This window comes from Kurthia sp. FSL E2-0154 (genome assembly GCF_038003625.1).
In the GTDB taxonomy this organism is placed as follows: domain Bacteria; phylum Bacillota; class Bacilli; order Bacillales_A; family Planococcaceae; genus Kurthia; species Kurthia gibsonii.
The window spans coordinates 1,086,953-1,107,310 of the sequence record NZ_JBBOPO010000001.1 but is presented as its reverse complement, the minus strand read 5'-3'; the positions used below and the strand labels follow the sequence as shown (position 1 = coordinate 1,107,310).

Below are 20,358 nucleotides of genomic sequence, written 5' to 3'. Positions count from 1 at the left end.
TGCTAAATTAGATAGTGGTTTTAGAAAAAGTAAATCACTATGTGAAAAACATCACATATAAGTAAAACAGAGTTCATTTGGATGCAATAGATTTACTGTATTTAACGCACCATTTTACGGGGAAATAGGTTAAAAGAGCTTTAAAACACAAAAACTTTCCCAAATATACATTTGGGAAAGTTTTTTAATGATATAATAGACTAGAATTTAGTAAAAGAGGTGGAAGAATGCTTCCGAAATATGTACGCGACTTCTTAGTTTATTTAACAGCGATTAAAGGAAAATCCCAAAGAACAAGAAAAGAATACGAATATGATTTACGATTATTTTTACGATTTCAAATTGCAATCTCACATGATTTAGATTTAGATAAAATAAATGAAGTAGATTCGAATCTTTTTACAATAGAGGATTTACAACAATTAACCTTGGAAGATCTCTATCTGTTTTTAGAGTATTGTGAAGTGAAACGAGGGAACGGAGCTGCTTCGCGTTCGCGCAAAGTAGCGACACTTAAATCATTCTTCAACTATTTAAAATCGAAAAAACGTTTAATTACGCAAAACCCAGCAGATGAATTAGAGGCACCTAAGTTAAGTAAAAAACAACCTGTTTATATGAATATTACAGAATCACATCAGTTTTTAGAGGGCGTAGAACACTCGAGACACCCTGAACGTGATTATTGCATGATGACATTCTTTTTGAATTTAGGAATACGTGTGAGCGAGTTATGCGCTTTAGATATGGATTCCGTACACAATGATATTCTAACAGTACGTGGAAAGGGGGATAAAGAACGTAACTTATATTTGAATGAGCAATGTTTAGAAGCTCTTTCTTCTTATATGAAGATTCGCTCACGCTATTTACAAGTAAGAGGAGAACAGCAGGCGTTATTTTTATCACAAAAAGGGACGCGTTTAACAAGACAAGCCATATCGAATTTGGTACGAAAAATCAATCAAGATTCTGGTCTTGAAAAAAAGAAACTCACGCCGCATAAATTACGCCATACATCGGCCACACTCCTTTATAAATCAGGAGCAGACATTCGAAGTTTACAACAAATTTTAGGGCATTCGAATATTTCAACAACCCAGATTTACACACATGTTGAAAATAAAGAAATTCAGCGTGTAATGACGGAACATCCTTTGAATAAGAAATAAAAATTAAAAACCACCATTTGTAAAAAATAAGTAAAAAGTTGCGGGTCTATTTATTTAATAAATATAAATAAATATTTTATTTCCTAAAAATTAAATGTGAAATGAGCATTTATACGTAAGTTTATGGTAAAATAGGTTCGATTATACGTCACTTAGGGGAGGGTTGCAGATGGATGTTTCAATGAACGCTACTTTAGAACTATTAGACAATGCACAATTTGATCAGTCAGTAATGGCTGATATCATAGCAGCCATTGATCAATCTGTCATTGTTGCGATTACAAATGCGCAAGGGAAAATTATTTCTGTCAACAAACCCTTTTGCGAAATTTCGAAGTATTCAACTTCTGAATTGATTGGACAAGACCATAAAATTGTCAATTCCGGCTATCATTCTAAAACATTCTTTAAAGAAATGTGGCGAACAATCGGTAACGGTAAGGTATGGAAAGGTGAGATTTGTAATCGTGCAAAAGATGGGGCGCTTTATTGGGTACAGACGACCATTGTGCCTTTTTTAAATGAAAAGGGTAAGCCTTATCAATATATCTCGATTCGCACAAATATTACAGAACAAAAGAATGCACAACATTATGAGCATTTAGCTTACCATGATGAACTAACTGGACTACAAAATCGCCGGAAATTACGTATGACTTACGAACAAATGATGAAAAATTCAAAGCGTAAAGAAGGTTACGCCTTCTTACTAATCGGTATTAATCGTTTTAAGATTATTAACGAAAGCTTTGGTCATCATATTGGCGATTTATTCTTAGTAAATGTCGCTTCGATTCTTACAGAAATTGTGAATATATATGGACAAGTTTATCATTATGGTAGCGATCAATTTGTAGTAATGTGTAAAAATAAAGACGCACTTCGTTTAATTAATGCTATTTTATTTCGTTTTAATGATTTATTTGAAGTAGATCGGTTTGAATTTTATAGTTCGGTTAGTATTGGCGTTCGTTATTCTGTCCTTGAAGTTGCATCGTTTGATGAAGTGATTCGTACAGCTAACATCGCACTTATGAATGCAAAAGAACGCAAAGGAAATTACTATGTAGAATATCAAACAATCATGAATACAAAGTTTCAAAATCATATTTTATTTGAAAAAAAATTGCGCAATGCCATTCGTAATCAAGACTTCTTACTCTACTACCAACCAAAGTACCATGTACATACGAAAAAGATAGTGGACGTAGAGGCACTGATTAGATGGTATGATGAAGATTTTGGTTGGGTTTCTCCCGAGTTATTTATTCATTTCGCTGAGCAATTAGGGCTTTCAACAGCAATTGATGAGTTTGTAATTGAGACAGCTTGTAGACAGGCTGTATTATGGCAAAAGACCTTGCCAGAACCAATAAAAATCGCGATTAATATTTCACCACTACACTTAAAAGAGAAAAATTTCGTCGATACATTAGAGTGTATTCTAAAGAAAAATAATTGTAATCCTACATTAATCGAAATTGAAATTACGGAAAATTCTTTAATGCATAATAGCGACATTTTAACAAAAACATTTAGTGAATTAAAAAAACTTGGGGTAACAATTGCGCTAGATGATTTTGGAAAGGGCTATTCTTCATTAAGTTATTTAAAAACGTTTCCGATTGATACATTGAAGATTGATCGTGACTTTATACGTGGTATCCATGAAAATACGAATGAGGAAAATATGATTCGTGCCATTATAGGATTAGCTAAAATCTTTAATATGAAGGTGGTAGCTGAAGGTATTGAAACGGTTATGGAACAAAGCATTGTTGAAAAATCAAATTGTGATTATCTACAAGGCTATTTATTCTCAAAACCACTTCCAGCCAAAGAAATTGAAGCACTACTTGTTTAATAAAAAAGCAATTCATCCTTTTAGTAGCGATGAATTGTTTTTTTATGTTTATGAAAAATCCTTAATTCGATTTACAACGATATGTACAAATGACAAAACAAGCAAAAGCTTTACTATCTGGACTAAAAGAAATCCCCATTCAATCCTTCGTGTTAGATGATTCATTCTTTTAACAGTAGTATCAGTTGATACAGCGTGAAAATATTCCTCTAGAGCGATATCTCTACTACCTTAAACAATGCACCAACGCTCGAAAAACATCGTACAAGCTCTATATTCGCGCATGCAATCCAGTTAATACATCAATTCACCTTTCATACGCGTTCTGATCTTTCAAGCGACGTTATTTGCTTACAAGAGAGTCGCTCTTATGTTTCCGAAAATGTTCTATTTGGTAAATCTAGAGGGAAAAAAGCGGGAGATATTACGATGGATATACTTGGCATGGGTTCGTATGTTAGGGAAGTAGATCTCAGTTAAAGGATATTTACCATAGAGTGAGCATGTCTTTACAATCGGAAAAATTCGAAAAAAAATCAATCCTTATTATCAATTTGCCCACGTAATCAGAAGATTAAGCTAGAAGAAATGAATACGTCTATAAGAAAAGGAGTCGCTTTTGCGTAAGAGATTCCTTTTTCACATTAGAGTAAATTTAATTTCATTACACAAGGACATACTTTGTCCTATATAATAGGATTATGTATGCATATTATAGTAGGTTTACATTTACTGATTCATGCAGAGAAGTTAGAAATCATGTAGAACGAGCAGTTTTGTAAGGAGGACTTTTGAGATGTCAAATAACTTAATTTTTCAAATACAATTTAAATTATCTACACTATCCGAAGCAGAACAAGCTGTTGCACAATATGTAATAGCTCATTCACAAGAAGTCATTTATTTATCAACACAAGAATTAGCAAAACGCGTAGGAGTAAGTAATGCGACGATTACACGATTTTGTAAATCAGTTGGGGTAAAAGGGTTTCCAGATTTAAAAATTATATTGTCCGCAGAAAATTCACATGGGAATCAAGTACAACAAGAGATTAAAACGACCGATTCACTTAAGCAAATTAAACACCAATTGAATCTTCGTATGACTGCAGCGCTAAATGAAACAGAACAATTAATGAGTGATCATATCATTGAATCTTGTACGAAGTTATTAAAGAATGCTGATGAACTTATCGTCTATGGTGTAGGTTCTTCTAATCTTATCGCACAAGATATAGCTCAAAAATTTATTCGACTTGGAAAATCCGTACTTCACACAGAGGACGCACATTTGATTGCGACAGCATTAACTGCTAAGCAGAAGAAAAAAGTAGGAATTTTCATTTCGAATTCAGGAGAAAGAGAAGAAACGAATACATTGGCTACAGTGTGTAATGAATTAGGCATTCCGCTCATTAGTATTGTATCTAACCCTTCAAGTCGTTTAGCTTCCAAATCGACAGTTGTTTTAGTTCATAGTCAAATAGAAGGTATTGATATTATTCGTACTGCTGCGATTACATCAATTATTGCTCAACAGTATATTGTAAATTTATTGTATTATCATTATTTTATCGATAATTATGAAATACATGCGGATATGTTACATCAAACTAAGCAAATTATACATCATCACTTTGAATAATCAGATGTGAAAAGAATTGCAGTTTTGTAATTCTTTTTTATTAATAAATAATTATATTATGTAAACTAAAAAACTATGTAATATGGAGCTATTATGCACGTCTTTTACAAAGATCTAAAATCATTAATAGATTGCAAGGAAGGGTTTTTATTTACAATAATGATTTTGGGGTATATACAATTAGTGTTTATACATGGATTGAACTATAAAAGCAGGTAATAGTATGACATATATTGGTAGAAACCTCTTGAATTAGCTGTAAAGGATTCAGAAATTCTGCAGGTATTAGCAGGAGTCAATCAAATATTGTTCGACCAAGTACATGATGAGATTTTAAAAAATATGGTACGATTGAGATGTATTTAAAAGAAGAATATCATATTGATGAACAAACGAAAAAAGATATTTAAGATTTCTATTTAGAATAGCATAAGGGGGATTTTGAGATGAAGTGGCAAACAAGTGTAACGGAATTATTAGGAATTGAAAAACCAATTATTCAAGGAGGTCTCGCCTATCTTGGTTATGCAGATTTAGCAGCAGCAGTTTCGAATGCTGGAGGACTGGGCCAAGTGACAGCACTCAGTTTAGATTCTCCAGAAGATTTACGAAAAGAAATTCATAAAACACGCACATTAACAGATCGTCCTTTTGGTGTGAACTTTGCGATTGGACGACACCGTGAACATTACGAACCTTTTGTACAAGTAGCAATAGAAGAAGGTATTCAAATCATTTCGATTACAGGAGGAAATCCAAGTCCTATATTAGAAATGGTGAAAGACACCGATATGAAGAAGCTTGTACTCGTTTCTTCTGTTAAATTGGCTTTAAAGGCCGAAGAAAAAGGGGCAGATATTGTTGTCGTTGTTGGACAAGAAGGGGGCGGTCACCTCGGTTTAAATGATTTAGGGACACATGTACTCGTTCCGCGCGTTGTCGATGCTGTCAACATCCCTGTAATCGCTTCAGGAGGCATTGCAGATGGTCGTGGTATCTTATCTGCTTTTGCACTAGGAGCAGACGGAGTTGAGATTGGGACACGTTTTATTGCGACAGAAGAATGTGTAGATGCAGCACCACTGTACAAACAAGCATTGATTGAACATGATGAAATGGATACGGTCGTTATTAAACGTTCCATTGGTGGTCCAGCGCGTGTATTACACACACCATTCACAGATAAAATTTTAGAAATTGAACAAAAGACGCCTACATATGAGGCATTAAAAGATTATATTAGCGGCGCAGCAAATCGTCGTTATATTTATGAAGAGCAGCAAGATGGTTTTGGATATGCAGGTCAAAGTATTGGTTTCATTCATTCCATTCCAACTGTTGCAGCTTTATTTGAGCAATTTGAACAGCAAATTGAAGAAGCAAGAACGCAATTAAATCTAAAAATAAAATAATATTCAGAAAACAGTTGCAATTCCGATTTGCTTACTGTAATATAAAGTTAACAAAAAAATCGTATCTCTTATCAAGAGAAGGCGAGGGACTGGCCCGTTGACCCTTCAGCAACAGACAATGTTAAAATGAACTGTGCTAAATCCTGTAGCGTAAGCTAAAAGATAAGAAGAGTTCCTTTGACTATTCAAAACCTCTTCTTATCAGGAGAGGTTTTTTTGTAGATTAAAAAGGAGTGATGTTATGAGCGAATCGGTTTTACAGCAAGATGTTTTACAAGCATTACAAACATTGAAAAAGCAGAAATGGGTGGACTTGACACATACATTTAATAGCCAGTCACCTCACTTCCATGCATTCAATCCAGCAAAATTTGATACACTTTTTACACATGATGATGGCTTTTTTGCACAACAATTTTCTTTTGCAGGTCAGTATGGAACACATCTTGATGCACCGATACACTTTGTACGAGATACACGCTATATTGAGGAACTTCATCTTCAGGAATTAGTACTGCCACTTATTGTTGTAGATATTACAGCTCAAGTACAAAAGAATCCAGGTCACACGGTAACGATTGAAGACATCCTCTCATTTGAGGATCAAAATGGCATCATTGAAGCCGACTCATTTGTCGCATTACGCACAGACTGGTCGAAGCGCTGGCCCGACCATGATACCTTTAATAATATTGATGAAGCAGGCGTGGCTCATGTGCCAGGTTGGTCTGTCGAAGTATTATCTTTTTTATTCAAAGAACGAGGCATTAAAGCGATTGGTCATGAAACATTTGATACAGATTCGAGTGAAGAATATCGAAAACATGGCTCATTAGCCGCAGAGTATTTCGTTTTAGAACAAGATACGTATCAAGTCGAACTTTTAACGAATTTAGATCAACTTCCGGCAAAGGGGGCAGTTATCTTTAATATCGTGGCTAAACCTGAAAAAGCATCCGGTTTTCCCGTACGCTCATTTGCGATTACACCGAATTAATAATGGCTCATTCGCCTTAAACTATACAGACTCATTTGTCGTGGAACACCTTGTCATCTCAAGGTGTTTTTTTGTTTTAAAAATAATATTATTATGTAAACTAAATATTTTGTTGAATTTTCAGAAAATTAGTTGACACCTCTTTTCTTCTGTTATATATTAAATACAACAAGTAAAACTGTTATATAACAAAAGGAGAGATGTTTAATGGAACACTTTATGGAAGGTTATCAGACGTATTGTCAAGCTTGCGAAAACTATGGGTTGGAGTCGATGAATTACCATTTATATGTCAAACAATTAACAGAGGAGCAATTGTATGCATTTAATGAGTATAAGAGAGACGCCACAATTCAAGAGATTAGCTAGGTATTAAACCTCTATTTTCCACTTAATGTGTAAAGTAGAGGTTTTTGTATGTCCTAAGACCTTCTTTTACGAAAAGTTATTTACTTTTTTTATAGAGTATGGAATACTTTCTATTAAGATAATTGAATATTCTTTCAGGTGAGAGTACTAGTTTTAGGCTAGATAATAGGGAAAACGGTGAAAATCCGATGCAGCCCCGCTACTGTAATATGGGATGAAATGACATACAAACACTGTGTTTATACGGGAAGTTGTCAAAGTAATATGATCATAGAGCCAGGAGACCTGCTTTCATCATTCGTTTCAATCTTCGAGGGGTGGATTAGACGCACGTATGTATAATTGTTGTTACATAATTCTTCATGTCTTCGGAACGTGAGCTTTTCGTGTTAGCTAATCCTCCAAATCAAAACCATTTGGGGGTTATTTTTATGTTTAAATCAAAATGGGTGATTCCAGCAACATTATCAGCAGCTTTAGTCGTTTCAGCTGTACCAGCAACGGCTTTACAAGCAGAAGCAAAAGTACCAACAGTTAAAAAAGTTGATGTAGCGAATACATTAAAAGCAACATCGAACTATTATTATTCATTACCAGATGTATCAACACCAACTTACCAAAGTTCAGATGCAGTACTTAATTTTGCGCGTTCAAATTACGCTGTAAGTAAAGATTACTACACAACATTCTATAAAGATGTTGAACGTGAATTAAAGAAGCAAAAAGGTCAATTTAATAGCTCGCCAGGCGCATTATCAAAAATAATTTTAGCGATTACTGCCATCGGTAAAGATCCGAAAAATGTGGCGGGTTATAACTTAATTAACTTATTAGGTGATAAATTAGTAGCAGGTAAAGCAGCGAAAAGTTTATACATCACAGATTATTTATATGTATTACGTGCTTTAGAAGCGAAAGATTATAGCTTCCCAGCAGGTACAAAATACGCTGACTTCTCACGTAAATCTATGGTTGATTATTTAGTAAGCACACAATTTGAAAATGGCGGCTTCTCATGGGCTGAAGACGTTGAAAACGGCGTGAGTGTCGACATGACTGCTATGGTGTTAAGTGCTCTTGCGAACTATGATTCAGACCCAGCCGTTAAAGCGTCAATTCGTAAAGGTTTAGATTATATGTCAAGTCAATTAACAGATGTTGCAGGTTACAGTCCATGGGGCGGTAATAGTGTCGATTCACAAGCACAAGTGGTCATCGCTCTAACAGAGAATGGCATTAATCCAAAAACAGCACGTTCATTTATTAAAAATGGTCAATGGGCTGTGTCAAATATGTTATTAAACTTTGATGCAACAACAGGTGGTTTTAAAATAACACCAGATCAAAAAAGTCCACAACTATTTGCAACAACAAGTGCAATTTTAGGTCTTGTTGCGTATGATCGCTATGCATCAGATAAAAATACATTCTTTGATTTAACAGATGCAAAAGCTTCTTCTTTAAAGTATGATACAACTGCACCAAAATCATTAAGTGTTACAAAAGTGGCGAACACAACAAAAACAATTTCAGGTACGACAGAACCATATGCAACGGTTACAATCTATAATGGTTCGAAAAAATTAGCAGCAGTTCAAGCAGATGCAAAAGGTAAATTCTCATATCCAGTAAAAACTGCGTTCAAGGCGAATGCGACAGTGAAATTCTATGTAACCGACTTAGCTAGTAATAAGAGCAAAGCCATTACACAAAAAGTGGCTGATCGTTTAACACCTGCAACACCAAAAGTAAGTAAACTTGTAAAAGGCGCTAAAAAAGTAACCGGATCAACAACAAAAGGTGCAACAGTATATGCGAAAATTGGAAACAAAACATATAAAGCAACTGCCAGCACAAAAACAGGTTCTTTCTCAATTAAAGTGCCAACATTAAAAGAAAAAACAAAAGTAAAAGTGTATGCGAAAAAATCAAATTACACAAGTAAATCCGTTACAGTTGCAGTAAAAAGCAAATAAGATTTACACATAGCGAATAAGGGTTGCTCTAAGATGTAAATCTTGGAACAGCCCTATTGCTATCTTAAAAGGAGGGACAACATGAAAAGTAAAATTATACTATTTGCGCTATCTGCAACCTTACTTTTAACAGGCTGTAAAGTGCAAACCGCACAGCAATATGAAAATGAGCAAGAGGAAGAAGCGAAAAAAGTCGTTGTTCTAAATGACGAAGAACAGAAAAAAGTAAAAGAAAAAACAAAAGAAACGGCGCAAGATGATAAAGGTTCTGTAACGAAAGAAGTGGCTACTACATCTGAAAACGACACGACAACGTCAACGAATTCGTCCATTTCTACAGTAGAGAAACCAACATCGACACCATCTCAAACACAAAAAACAGAGGCAAAAAAGGAAATAATAACATCTAATAAGACCTCTAAAGAACAACCAACAAAAAAAGAAAAACCAGTCAAAAAAGACGAAGCGAAAAAAGAAACGACGGTAACGAAAAAACCGGAGGCAACGACTTCTACACCGAAGCCATCGACACCAAAACCGTCAACACCTGAAAAACCTATAGAAAAACCAGTGAAAAAAGAGTATGCAACGATTACAATTGGCATGCGTACATTACTAAATCCTGATCATTATGAGCTATTACCGAAAAACCTACAAAGTGAACAATATGTACCAGCAAGTGGCGTACTACTAAATAACGCAAAAATTGAAATTAAAGAAGGCGATACAGCTTGGGATGCCATTTCAAAACTACGTTCAAAATACGGTATTTATATTAATTACGAAAAAAATCCAATGTACGGTATTTATATTATCGGGATTAATCATATAAACGAAAAACAAGCAGGTTCATTAAGTGGCTGGATGTATACAGTTAACGGTGTAAAAGCACCTGTTGGCGTAGGTAATTATCAACTTGAAGATGGTGACCGCATTGAGTTGCAATATACAACTAATGGTGGAACGGACTTAGGGTGGTAGTTAGATGAAATCACTTCATGATTTTCACCCGCTCGTTATTTTCAGTTACTTTTTCGCTGTTATTGGTTTAACAATGTTTTATATGCATCCTATTCTGCTTATAATTAGTTTTACGGGTGCAACTGTCACAAGCTTTCTTTTATTAAAGAAAAGTTTTTTGAAATCGATTAAATGGCTGCTTCCATTCATGTTGGTAGCAGCTATTTTAAACCCTTTACTCATTCATGAAGGCGAAACAGCGATTCTCTATATCAATGAACAACCGATTACAGTCGAAGCTATTGTTTATGGATTTGCTGCTTCTGTCATGTTAATCGCCATTATCTTTTGGTTTAGTGCATTTAATGCGGTCATGACATCTGATAAATTTTTATATTTATTTACGAAAATATCCCCTGCTGTGGCATTACTGATCTCATTAACGATGCGCCTCGTTCCTTTATTTGGTCATCAAATTAAGAAGATTATGTATGCGCAGCGTGCGATTGGCATGGACCCTAGTTCAGGTTCGGTTTGGCATCGTATTAAAGCTGGAACTCGTATTTTATCCATCCTTATCTCTTGGGCTTTAGAAAGTGCAATTGAAACAGCCGATTCGATGAAAGCACGCGGCTACGGATTAAAGGGGCGCTCAACTTTTTCATTATTTCGCTTTGATCGATTAGATGGATTTGCACTCAGCGGTATTTTTATTTTATTTATCATTCAATTACTATGTAGCTATTTCGGTTGGAATGAATTCTACTACTATCCAACGTTCTCACCAATCGTTTGGAATGGTCCGATGATTTTCATGACCATTAGTTATGGTATACTCGTGTCACTACCTATTTTTATTGAAGTACTGGAGGCATTCAAATGGCGCTCATTGAAATCAATCAATTAATGTTTAGTTATCCACTTGCAACAAAACCAACTTTAAAAGACATCTCTCTTGAAATTGAAGCAGGTGAATTCGTCGTATTATGCGGAACATCAGGATGTGGTAAGAGTACATTATTAAAGCATTTAAAACGTGAATTAACGCCACATGGTCAAACGTCTGGAACGATTCATTTCAATGGTGTCGCTTTACAAGACTTGCCTCAGCGTGAAGCAGCCAGTCAAATTGGTTATGTACTTCAAAAACCTGAACTACAAATTGTAACGGATAAAGTATGGCATGAATTAAGTTTTGGTCTTGAAAATCTCGGTTACGATTCCATGACAATCCGTCGTCGCGTTGCTGAAATGGCAAGCTTCTTCGGTATTCAAACATGGTTCCGAAAAAATACAACAGACTTATCAGGTGGTCAAAAACAGCTGCTCAATTTAGCGAGTATTATGGTGATGCAACCACAACTACTGATTCTAGATGAACCTACATCACAACTCGACCCGATTGCAGCGAGTGAATTTATCGCAACACTTCAAAAGCTCAATAAAGAACTCGGTTTAACGATTGTGCTTGTTGAACACCGATTAGAGGAAGTATATCCGATTGCAGATCGTGTCATTATTTTAGATGCAGGTGAAATTATTGCAAATGATACACCGATTAAAGCGGCGACACGTTTACGTCATGTTGATGCACATCATCCGATGTTACTAGGTTTGCCAACGCCACTTCGTGTACATCATGCACTTAAGCAATCAGATGAAACACCTTTAACGATTCGTGACGGACGCACATGGCTTGAAAAGCATTACGAAAAAGACCATAAGCAAATTCAAGAAGCAGAGCCTTCTGGAGAAGTCGTACTAGATGTGCAAGATTTATGGTTTCGCTATGACCGTCATGCAGAAGATTTAATTCGAGGATTGAATTTCCAGCTCCATCAAGGTGAATTTCTAAGTATTGTTGGTGGAAACGGGACGGGTAAATCCACAACACTCGGCTTAATTACAGGGCTACTAAAGCCACATCGAGGAAAAGTAACGATTTTTAATAAACTGCTTAAAAAATATGCGAAAAAAGAATTGTATCAAGGTATGATTTCGATGCTACCACAAGATCCAACAACATTGCTTGTCGAAAAAGAAGTGCAACTTGAACTCGCCATGATGTCAAAAGATCAAGCAGCTATTGATCGCGTAATTGACTTACTTCAAATTCGCCATCTACTTGCTCAACATCCATATGATTTAAGCGGTGGTGAGCAGCAAAAAGTCGCACTTGGAAAAGTACTACTTAAAAATCCAAAAATCTTAGTACTAGATGAGCCAACGAAGGGGCTAGACGGTGAATCTAAACAAGTATTAGCTCGTATTCTACATGACTTACAAAGTCAAGGGACATCAATTTTAATGGTGACGCATGATGTCGAATTCTCGGCGGAACATGCAACGTCTTGTGCGATGTTCTTTGACGGTGAAATCGTCGCAAAAGGAACACCAGCTGCCTTTTACAGTGGCAATCACTTCTATACAACAGCGACAAATCGTATGTGTCGTCAATTATTTGAAGATGTTGTAACGACAGAGCAGTTAATTGCACGTTGCCAATCTCAACAAGAGGTGATGACACATGTCTAAAAAGGTGATTTCACTCATTATCTTTTTTGTGATTATTCCCATTGGGATTTTAATTGGAGCGACTTTATTAGAAGATGGAAAATACAATTTAATCTCCATGTTTGTCATGGTATTTGCTTGTATTCCTTTCTTTTTATCATTTGAAAGACGAAAACCCGATGCGAGAGAAGTATTAATTATCGCAGTGATGTCGGCAATTACGGTGGCAGGACGTGCAGCATTCGCCTTTATCCCAGCATTTAAACCGATGACAGCGCTTGTGGCGATTACAGGCTTTAAACTTGGTCCAGAAGCTGGTTTTCTAACGGGTGCTGTATCTGCTGTTACGTCGAATATCTTATTCGGTCAAGGTCCGTGGACACCTTTCCAAATGTTCACGCTCGGTATTCTCGGCTACATTGCTGGATTACTCGGCAAAACGAAATGGATGGAATCAAAAATCTCATTACTATTTTACGGGATTTTCTCAGGTATCATGTATTCGATGCTCATGGATATTTGGACGGTTTTATCGCTTGGTAACGGCTTTAATTGGATTGTCTACGGTTCTAAAATCATCACAGCGATTCCATTTACTATTACGTATATGATTTCGAATGTCATCTTCCTGTGGTTACTTACAAAACCAATTGGTGACAAGCTAGAGCGGCTAAAAATTAAATACGGGGTCATGCAGACGACTTAATTTGAAAGAGTAGCGTAGTAATCGCTGCTCTTTTTCAATTTTCAGAACAACTATTGAATACAAGACTTCATTTTTCATATAATGGAGTAACAACACTTTAAAGGAGGGTTTGGTATGAAAAGGTTATTATTGGCGGCAAGTTGTTGTCTAGGTCTCATTGCAACATCTTTCATAAGTGCTTCCGCAGAAGAAGTCATCATCTCTACACCACATCAAGATGTACATGATATGAAGCAGCAGTTACCGAAAAATGCTGAGATATTGCCAGATTTACAACTCATCTTAACGGACCTTACAGTAGCTGAACAGCGTACTTTTCACCAAGCTTTCCCAGATAGTACGATTGAAAAAAATACAGCTGTCACATTATTAAATGAACCGACGAAACCAACGTGGAATTTATCACTTCTACGTATTCCTGTCACACCTGCATCACTTTATACAGGGAAAAATATAAAAGTAGCTGTTATTGATACCGGTGTAGCGACAATACCGAGTTTGCAACACGCCATTAAGCAACAACTCGTATTTGCACCAGACGATCCGAATACGACTGTGAATGAAGCGGATACGATTGACCGCGGTCATAACGGTTTAGGACATGGTACACTCGTTACGTCGATTATTGCTGCTAAGCCGCACCTACTTAATCGATTTTCGCAAGGGATTGCACCCGATGTTCAAATATATGCTTTAAAATATGCAGATGGCACAAAAAGAGGCTCTGCTTTTGATATTGTACGTGCGATTCAGTGGTCGATTAATCATCAAATCGATTTCATTAATTTATCTTCTGGACTTCCGAATGATTTAGCAGCACTTCACCAAGTCATTCAAAAGGCAAATAAGGCAGGTATCTTAATGATCGCTTCTACAGGCAATGATGGTTACTATGAAAAGGTTCGTTATCCAGCAAGTTATAACGAAGTGGTCAGTGTTGGGGCGATTAATCGTTATCAAGATATTAGTAGTTTTTCAAACCATCAAGGACGGGTTGATTTTTTAGCACCTGGTGAAGATGTACCAGCGATTAACCGTTCTGGTACAGTGAGTTATGTAACGGGTACGTCGTTTGCAGCACCGCATATTACAGGGTTACTTGCTTTATTAAAAGAACGTTATCCATATAGTTCAAATACGCAGCTTGTTCAAAAGTTAAAACAGATGCAAAAAGAGAAGCCCTATCCGATTTTAGCGATAAAAGCTCCTATACCATTAGATAAAAAGCCCGTCATCTCAACAAGAAAAGTGATGGATCATGAAGCTTCTTTTTCACTAACAAATCGTAAAAAAGAAGACGTTATCGTATTACAAAATGAACGCGTGATTCAGCGCAGTAAAGCTAATAAATTAACCTTAAAAAACCTTCCTGCAAATAAAAAGCTAACTTTTTCATTCCGTTTTGTAAATGCTGACGGAGATTTTTCGGAAGTGGTCACGACAACGATTCGAACAAAAAAAGATATCACAAAACCACAAGCTCCAAAACAGCTAACGGCTGATTTACTACCAACAGGACAAGCAAAATTAACGTGGAAGCAGTCGAGTAGTAAGGATTTTTTAAAAAATATTCTTTATATGAACGGAAAACGCATCAAAGAAACGCGTGAAGCGCAGGTTATTATACCGAAACTTAAAAAGAAAAAAGTCTATGTATTTGAAGTGAAGGCAGTCGATCAGGCTGGAAATGTCTCTAAATCGACTACTGTCAGAGTCATACGTTATCGTTAAAACATGGTAAACTAAAAGAAAAAAGGAGGTTTCTAAACTGTGAAAGAGAAAACATTTCAAGATGCAGTAGGGTTTAGTATAAAAGATACGATTGCATTATTCTGGCTACATGAAACCTCAACACAACCATTCTATGCAGCGGAATTATATGAACAGTTCGTCGATCAGTTCCCAGGTCGCAGAGTAGGTTATGAATATGTGGCACGAGTTGCAAAGCAATTAGAAGGCGAGGGCGCTCTTTCTTCGTTCACAAAAGGCAGAAAAGTGTACTATGAAGCGACGACACTTGGAAAAGAGCGTCTTTTACGTTATCAGCAAATTTACTATGAACGATTCCACGAGATTGTTTTAATATTAGATCGCTTTTATTATGCATTGACGAAAAACGGAGAGAAGCCACCGAAGCCAGATCATCCACTACCGGAAGAATTTCGAGCTTATTTTTCAAAACTGATTTCGGTGAAAGACATTGTGCGCTATGTTACCTTTAAACTTGCACAAACGAGAAGCAGTTTTTCAATGGCAGATGTTGCAAAGCAGATTGAAGACCTTTTCGGTTGGGGTCCTTCCAATAGCTATCTTTATACCGTTTCATGGGAATTAGAAGAAAAAGGCTATTTAATCGGTTCATGGCCAGATGAAAAAAGAACACGACGTGTCTTGCGCGGTACCGATGAAGCAAATGAATTTTTTGAAGTTATTGCACGTGATTTAACAGATCAAATTCGAACAAATCGCCGTTTTTTACATTACATGCTACAGTTTTTCCAAAAAAAGAAAGAATAATAAATTGAATTATACGACGATTCGTCATATAATGAGTGCAACACGTTGAGAAGGAGTAGTACATTCAATGTTACTTTTCAAGAGAGCTAACGGTTGGTGGAAGTTAGTAAAGTGCATGAATCGAATGGACCTTTGAGTGGTGCCTTGAACATGAAAGTAGAGACATCCGGCGGCAACCGTTACTTGCGAGAGGTGACATAGGTCACAACTGAGGTGGTACCGCGGATTGATTTCGTCCTCCATGAAGATTTTTTCTTCGTGGGGGACTTTTTATATGTTGAGGAAAAATGAGCTGAGTTGAGAGGAGTTTTTCACATGACAGAACAGACCGTATTACACAAGCAGTTAGAGTTAGAAGCAGATATGCTGACACCTATTTCGATTTATCATGCATTAGAGGGGAAGCAAAAAATTCTATTTGAATCTTCTGCAAAACATGAAGAGAGTGGTCGTTACTCTTTTATTGCTGCTTCACCTGTTGCAACATTGGTTGCGAAAAATCAGATTCTTACGTATAAAAAGGGTGATGTATGTATTGAATTGAATTCACTGCACCCTTTTGAAGAATTAAAAAAATTCCTTCCCTATGTAAAAGGGGACTATCCGTTTTCTTTTTATGGTGGAGCGATTGGCTACATCGGGTATGAAACTGCTTTTTATCATGAACAGATTGGTGATGTATTAGTTGATCCAATCGATATGCCCGATATGCATTTACTCTTTTTTGACACATTTGTCGTGATGGATCATGTTAAGCAGACATTAACGATTGCGACCATTGATTTATTTCAAGAAGGTTTAACAGAAGCGATTTTAGATGAACGAATTGAACGAATCCAAAAGCAATTAACGAAACCACTTCAACCTTTTTTAGAACAAGTGGATGCGCTTCAATTTATACCGAGTATGACACAAGATGCTTATTGCCAGATGGTAGAGGAAGGGAAACGTCATATTGAAGCAGGAGATATTTTTCAAATTGTACTATCTCAGCGTTTTTCAGCACAGTATGATGGGAACCCGATGGCACTTTATCGTCAACTGCGTACAGCGAATCCATCTCCGTATATGTATTATATTGACTTTGATGGTTATACCGTGCTTGGAACATCTCCAGAAAGCCTTGTAAAGGTTTCAAAGCGTCAGGTGACGACAAACCCAATCGCTGGCACAAGACCGCGTGGAAAGGATGCTAAGCAGGATGATGTCATTGCAGAAGGTCTACTTCAAGATGAGAAAGAATTAGCTGAACATCGTATGCTCGTTGATTTAGGTCGTAATGATGTAGGGAGACTATGTGAGATTGGTTCTGTCAGTGTGCCAAAGTACATGGTAATTGAGCGTTATAAATATGTCATGCACCTTGTATCAGAAGTGATAGGAACATTAAGACCAGCTATTCATCCACTAGATGTTGTGGCGAGCTGTTTACCAGCTGGTACGGTATCAGGCGCACCGAAAATTCGCGCCATGCAACTGATTAATGATTTCGAACATGTAAAAAGAGGCGTGTATGCAGGAGCGATTGGTTATCTTTCGATTTCAGGTGATTTAGATTTAGCACTTGCCATTCGTACGATGGTCGTAAAAGACGGGAAAGCACATGTTCAAGCTGGAGCAGGTGTTGTACATCATTCAAATCCAATCAGTGAATATGAAGAAACATTAAATAAGGCAAAAGCTTTATTGGAGGTGATCTCATGATTCTACTTATTGATAATTACGATTCATTCACATATAACTTATACCAACAAATCGCTTCACTCGGTGCGGAAGTAGAAGTTGTACGAAATGATGCCATAACAATCGAAGGGATTCGAGCGCTTCAACCACAAGCAATTGTTCTTTCACCAGGTCCTGGTACACCAGATGAAGCAGGTATTTGCCTTGAGGTCGTTACACAACTTCAAAAAGAGTTTCCCATACTCGGTATTTGCTTAGGGCATCAAACGATTGTGCAGGCTTTTGGTGGTGAAATTATACAAGCAAAAGAAATCATGCATGGACGTATGTCACCACTCATGCATAAAAAGGAAGGATTATTAATCGATTGTTCTTTTGAAACCGAAGTGATGCGTTATCATTCATTAGTCGCAAATGGTGAAAACTTCCCGCATATATTACTTCATGTAGATGCGGTCACAGAGGACGGGGAGATTATGGCTTGTCACCACCGCTCATTACCGATTTACGGGCTTCAATTCCATCCAGAATCGTATCACACAGATGAAGGGAATCAGATGATTCAAGCTTTTTTAAATACAATTACACAAACCGTATAATAAAAAAACAGGGCAAATGCTAGTAGTAGCAGCCCTGTTTTTTTATTATGGAAAATATAATTTACCTACATCTAAACTATTCAGTTCGTTCCACTTAATCCAAGAAAAAGCAAGTTCTTTTCCAACAGGAATGTAGAAAGCTTTTGCTTCATTTGTCACTTCGTCTTCTGTACGATTGAATTGTTTCAGTGTTTCTTCATAAAGCGCATCGTCTTCTGTTAATTCTGCTGCGTAAATCTCTTTATAAGCGAGCATCTTTGGTTGTTTACGAATTGCTTCTTCATCAAAGTCTGCGACTGCATGCGCTAAGTGACGTAGTGTATTCGTATCATAATAAATAATGAAGCCACCTACTTTAGGGAGCGCTTCTTTCATTTCATCTGGCAGAGCAACTAACATTTTCTCTGTTTCTTCAGTTAAACCATAATACTCAATTTTCGCAATTTCGATATGTAAGGCTGAAAGATAAGCTGCGACTGCTAATTTCTGATCTTGCATAAGATATGCTACTTTACCAAAAGCGCGATATAAGCGGCTATTTGAGCTATCTAATTGGATTGCTTTGACGTATGTTTCTAATGCTTCCGCATATGCCCCTTGTTTTTTTAATGTTTCTGCTTGCTCTGTATATTTCTCAACAGTTGTCATGTGTACCATCTCCTTTTTATTAGTATATCGAATATACAACATATACGGCATACAGAACAAGTGTTCTTATTTTATAAAAAATGCATATTTACTAAAAAAACATCATTGAAGTGCATTATAATCTATTTTTCATACTATTTTATTAAAATAAAGCATAAAAAAAGTGACTTTTGAACATCGTATGAAACCACTATATGACGCTATCTGTGAAAAACTTCCTTTTTTATGCTATATACTTTATAATGAAATATGATATTCCAAAATTTTCAAAAAATAAATTTAAAGGAGCGCTTATGCAAAAATTCTTATTGATTATTGTAGGTTCACTGTTCTTATTTTCCATTTTTTATTTTGTTGCGAATAGCGTTAATCAGGAAGAAATTCATGATATTCAAAAAATTTCCATAGAAGATATTCAAAATCTCCATGTTTATTCCGATATTGCAGATATAGAAGTGGTACCGACGAGTGATTTAAAATTACGCGCGAAGTTAGAGGGTAAGATGAATAGTTCTTTAGCTAAAAAGCTAGCGTACACAGTAGAGAAGCAGGGCGATACTCTAAAAGTAGAAGTTACACATAAAGAGGCGCTTCGTTATGCTTTTTTCAATATCCTACATAGCAAACTGAAGCTAACGATTGCTGTTCCTGAAAAGGAATGGAAAGAACTCTATGTTGAAAACACAGCGAATCAAATGATTGTCGAAGGAATATACGGAAATCATCTACAATTCAAACAGACATCAGGCAATATGAAAGTGCAAGATTTACAGGCACAAAATGTAGAGGTTTCTACAACCTCAGGTGTTATACAAGCACAAAATATCATTTCAGATCAACAGTCTGTTCGCCTTACATCAGGGGATGTATCACTCGAACAAATTGAAACGGATGATTTACGCATGAAGGCAACGTCTGGTACACAACGTCTCGTAGATGTTCAAGCGAAAAAAATGACAGCTGAATTAACATCTGGTGATATCCAAGTGAAGCAACTTTTAGGAGAAGAAGCTACATTAAAGCTAACATCGGGTACAGCTGATGTTACAATGGCTACGCCCCTACAAAAGATGCTCATAAATGGGACGAGTGGTGATGTACGCATTCATTATACGGAACTTGTTCGCGATCTACGTTATACGCATGAAGAAACGTCAGGTGATGTCGTAGTTGATTTAACGAATGGTGAAAACTCAAAGGGTGCGTCAATCATTGGAGCAGGTCAAAAACAATTAACAACAAAATTCACGTCAGGTACATTTTATGTAAGTGATACGAAAGATGGAGGGAAATAAG

At 36.4% G+C, this 20,358-nt stretch carries 18 protein-coding genes, 2 riboswitches and 1 other annotated feature; of the genes, 17 read left to right on the top strand and 1 reads right to left on the bottom strand.

Features of this window, described 5'->3' with window-relative positions; genetic code table 11:
- Positions 1 to 227: 227 nt before the first annotated feature.
- The 16 genes from MHB75_RS05350 (at position 228) to MHB75_RS05280 (ending at position 18,414) form a co-directional block, all read left to right on the top strand.
- Positions 228 to 1,172, top strand: coding sequence for a tyrosine recombinase XerC (locus tag MHB75_RS05350; RefSeq protein ID WP_141273984.1), 945 nt, complete (start codon positions 228 to 230; stop codon positions 1,170 to 1,172).
- 169 nt (positions 1,173 to 1,341) lie between these two features.
- On the top strand, positions 1,342 to 3,036 hold the full coding sequence (locus tag MHB75_RS05345; protein WP_340996318.1) for a sensor domain-containing protein: 1,695 nt from the start codon (positions 1,342 to 1,344) through the stop codon (positions 3,034 to 3,036).
- Between the two features lie 219 nt (positions 3,037 to 3,255).
- Positions 3,256 to 3,516 (top strand): phospho-sugar glycosidase domain-containing protein, encoded by a 261-nt coding sequence (locus tag MHB75_RS15085; protein WP_445667019.1) that lies wholly within the window; start codon positions 3,256 to 3,258, stop codon positions 3,514 to 3,516.
- A gap of 316 nt (positions 3,517 to 3,832) precedes the next feature.
- Positions 3,833 to 4,681 carry a MurR/RpiR family transcriptional regulator gene (locus MHB75_RS05340; RefSeq protein WP_141273986.1) on the top strand — a complete coding sequence of 283 codons (849 nt, stop codon included), beginning with the start codon at positions 3,833 to 3,835 and terminating at the stop codon, positions 4,679 to 4,681.
- Positions 4,682 to 5,127: 446 nt separating this feature from the next.
- Positions 5,128 to 6,093, top strand: a complete 966-nt coding sequence (locus MHB75_RS05335; protein ID WP_340996315.1) for an NAD(P)H-dependent flavin oxidoreductase — start codon at positions 5,128 to 5,130, stop codon at positions 6,091 to 6,093.
- 65 nt (positions 6,094 to 6,158) lie between these two features.
- A riboswitch (SAM riboswitch) is annotated at positions 6,159 to 6,262 on the top strand.
- 72 nt (positions 6,263 to 6,334) lie between these two features.
- On the top strand, positions 6,335 to 7,090 hold the full coding sequence (locus MHB75_RS05330; RefSeq protein WP_141273988.1) for a cyclase family protein: 756 nt from the start codon (positions 6,335 to 6,337) through the stop codon (positions 7,088 to 7,090).
- Positions 7,091 to 7,297: 207 nt separating this feature from the next.
- Positions 7,298 to 7,459: a transcriptional regulator gene (locus tag MHB75_RS05325; RefSeq protein ID WP_087680783.1), complete on the top strand. Its 162-nt coding sequence runs from the start codon at positions 7,298 to 7,300 to the stop codon at positions 7,457 to 7,459.
- A gap of 125 nt (positions 7,460 to 7,584) precedes the next feature.
- Positions 7,585 to 7,766: riboswitch (cobalamin riboswitch) on the top strand.
- 124 nt (positions 7,767 to 7,890) lie between these two features.
- Entirely contained in the window at positions 7,891 to 9,435 is a 1,545-nt protein-coding gene (locus MHB75_RS05320; RefSeq protein WP_340996309.1) for an Ig-like domain-containing protein, read from the top strand.
- An 81-nt stretch (positions 9,436 to 9,516) separates the two neighbouring features.
- Positions 9,517 to 10,416: a DUF4430 domain-containing protein gene (locus MHB75_RS05315; RefSeq protein ID WP_340996307.1), complete on the top strand. Its 900-nt coding sequence runs from the start codon at positions 9,517 to 9,519 to the stop codon at positions 10,414 to 10,416.
- Positions 10,417 to 10,420: 4 nt separating this feature from the next.
- Positions 10,421 to 11,302, top strand: a complete 882-nt coding sequence (locus MHB75_RS05310) for an energy-coupling factor transporter transmembrane component T (RefSeq protein ID WP_141273991.1) — start codon at positions 10,421 to 10,423, stop codon at positions 11,300 to 11,302.
- Positions 11,275 to 12,930, top strand: a complete 1,656-nt coding sequence (locus MHB75_RS05305; RefSeq protein WP_340996304.1) for an ABC transporter ATP-binding protein — start codon at positions 11,275 to 11,277, stop codon at positions 12,928 to 12,930. The genes MHB75_RS05310 and MHB75_RS05305 overlap by 28 nt, the downstream gene beginning before the upstream one ends.
- The gene (locus tag MHB75_RS05300; RefSeq protein WP_340996302.1) at positions 12,923 to 13,615 is read left to right on the top strand and encodes an ECF transporter S component; all 693 of its coding nucleotides are present in this window, start codon (positions 12,923 to 12,925) and stop codon (positions 13,613 to 13,615) included. Before MHB75_RS05305 ends, MHB75_RS05300 begins: the two co-directional genes overlap by 8 nt.
- A gap of 114 nt (positions 13,616 to 13,729) precedes the next feature.
- Positions 13,730 to 15,346, top strand: coding sequence for a S8 family serine peptidase (locus MHB75_RS05295; RefSeq protein WP_340996299.1), 1,617 nt, complete (start codon positions 13,730 to 13,732; stop codon positions 15,344 to 15,346).
- A 39-nt stretch (positions 15,347 to 15,385) separates the two neighbouring features.
- Positions 15,386 to 16,132 carry a hypothetical protein gene (locus MHB75_RS05290; protein WP_340996297.1) on the top strand — a complete coding sequence of 249 codons (747 nt, stop codon included), beginning with the start codon at positions 15,386 to 15,388 and terminating at the stop codon, positions 16,130 to 16,132.
- A gap of 36 nt (positions 16,133 to 16,168) precedes the next feature.
- Positions 16,169 to 16,375: a binding site (T-box leader), on the top strand.
- Between the two features lie 72 nt (positions 16,376 to 16,447).
- Positions 16,448 to 17,836, top strand: coding sequence for an anthranilate synthase component I (gene trpE, locus MHB75_RS05285; protein WP_340996295.1), 1,389 nt, complete (start codon positions 16,448 to 16,450; stop codon positions 17,834 to 17,836).
- Positions 17,833 to 18,414: an anthranilate synthase component II gene (locus MHB75_RS05280; RefSeq protein WP_340996293.1), complete on the top strand. Its 582-nt coding sequence runs from the start codon at positions 17,833 to 17,835 to the stop codon at positions 18,412 to 18,414. The genes trpE and MHB75_RS05280 overlap by 4 nt, the downstream gene beginning before the upstream one ends.
- Before the next feature lie 45 nt (positions 18,415 to 18,459).
- On the opposite strand, the gene MHB75_RS05275 is transcribed toward MHB75_RS05280, so the two are convergent.
- A complete protein-coding gene (locus tag MHB75_RS05275) occupies positions 18,460 to 19,062 on the bottom strand; it encodes a tetratricopeptide repeat protein (protein ID WP_068453402.1) in 603 nt (200 codons plus the stop codon).
- Positions 19,063 to 19,304: 242 nt separating this feature from the next.
- Here MHB75_RS05275 and MHB75_RS05270 point away from each other — a divergent pair, with 242 nt between their 5' ends.
- Complete coding sequence (locus MHB75_RS05270) at positions 19,305 to 20,357, top strand: DUF4097 family beta strand repeat-containing protein (protein WP_340996291.1); 1,053 nt, start codon at positions 19,305 to 19,307, stop codon at positions 20,355 to 20,357.
- The last annotated feature ends 1 nt before the right edge of the window (position 20,358 follow it).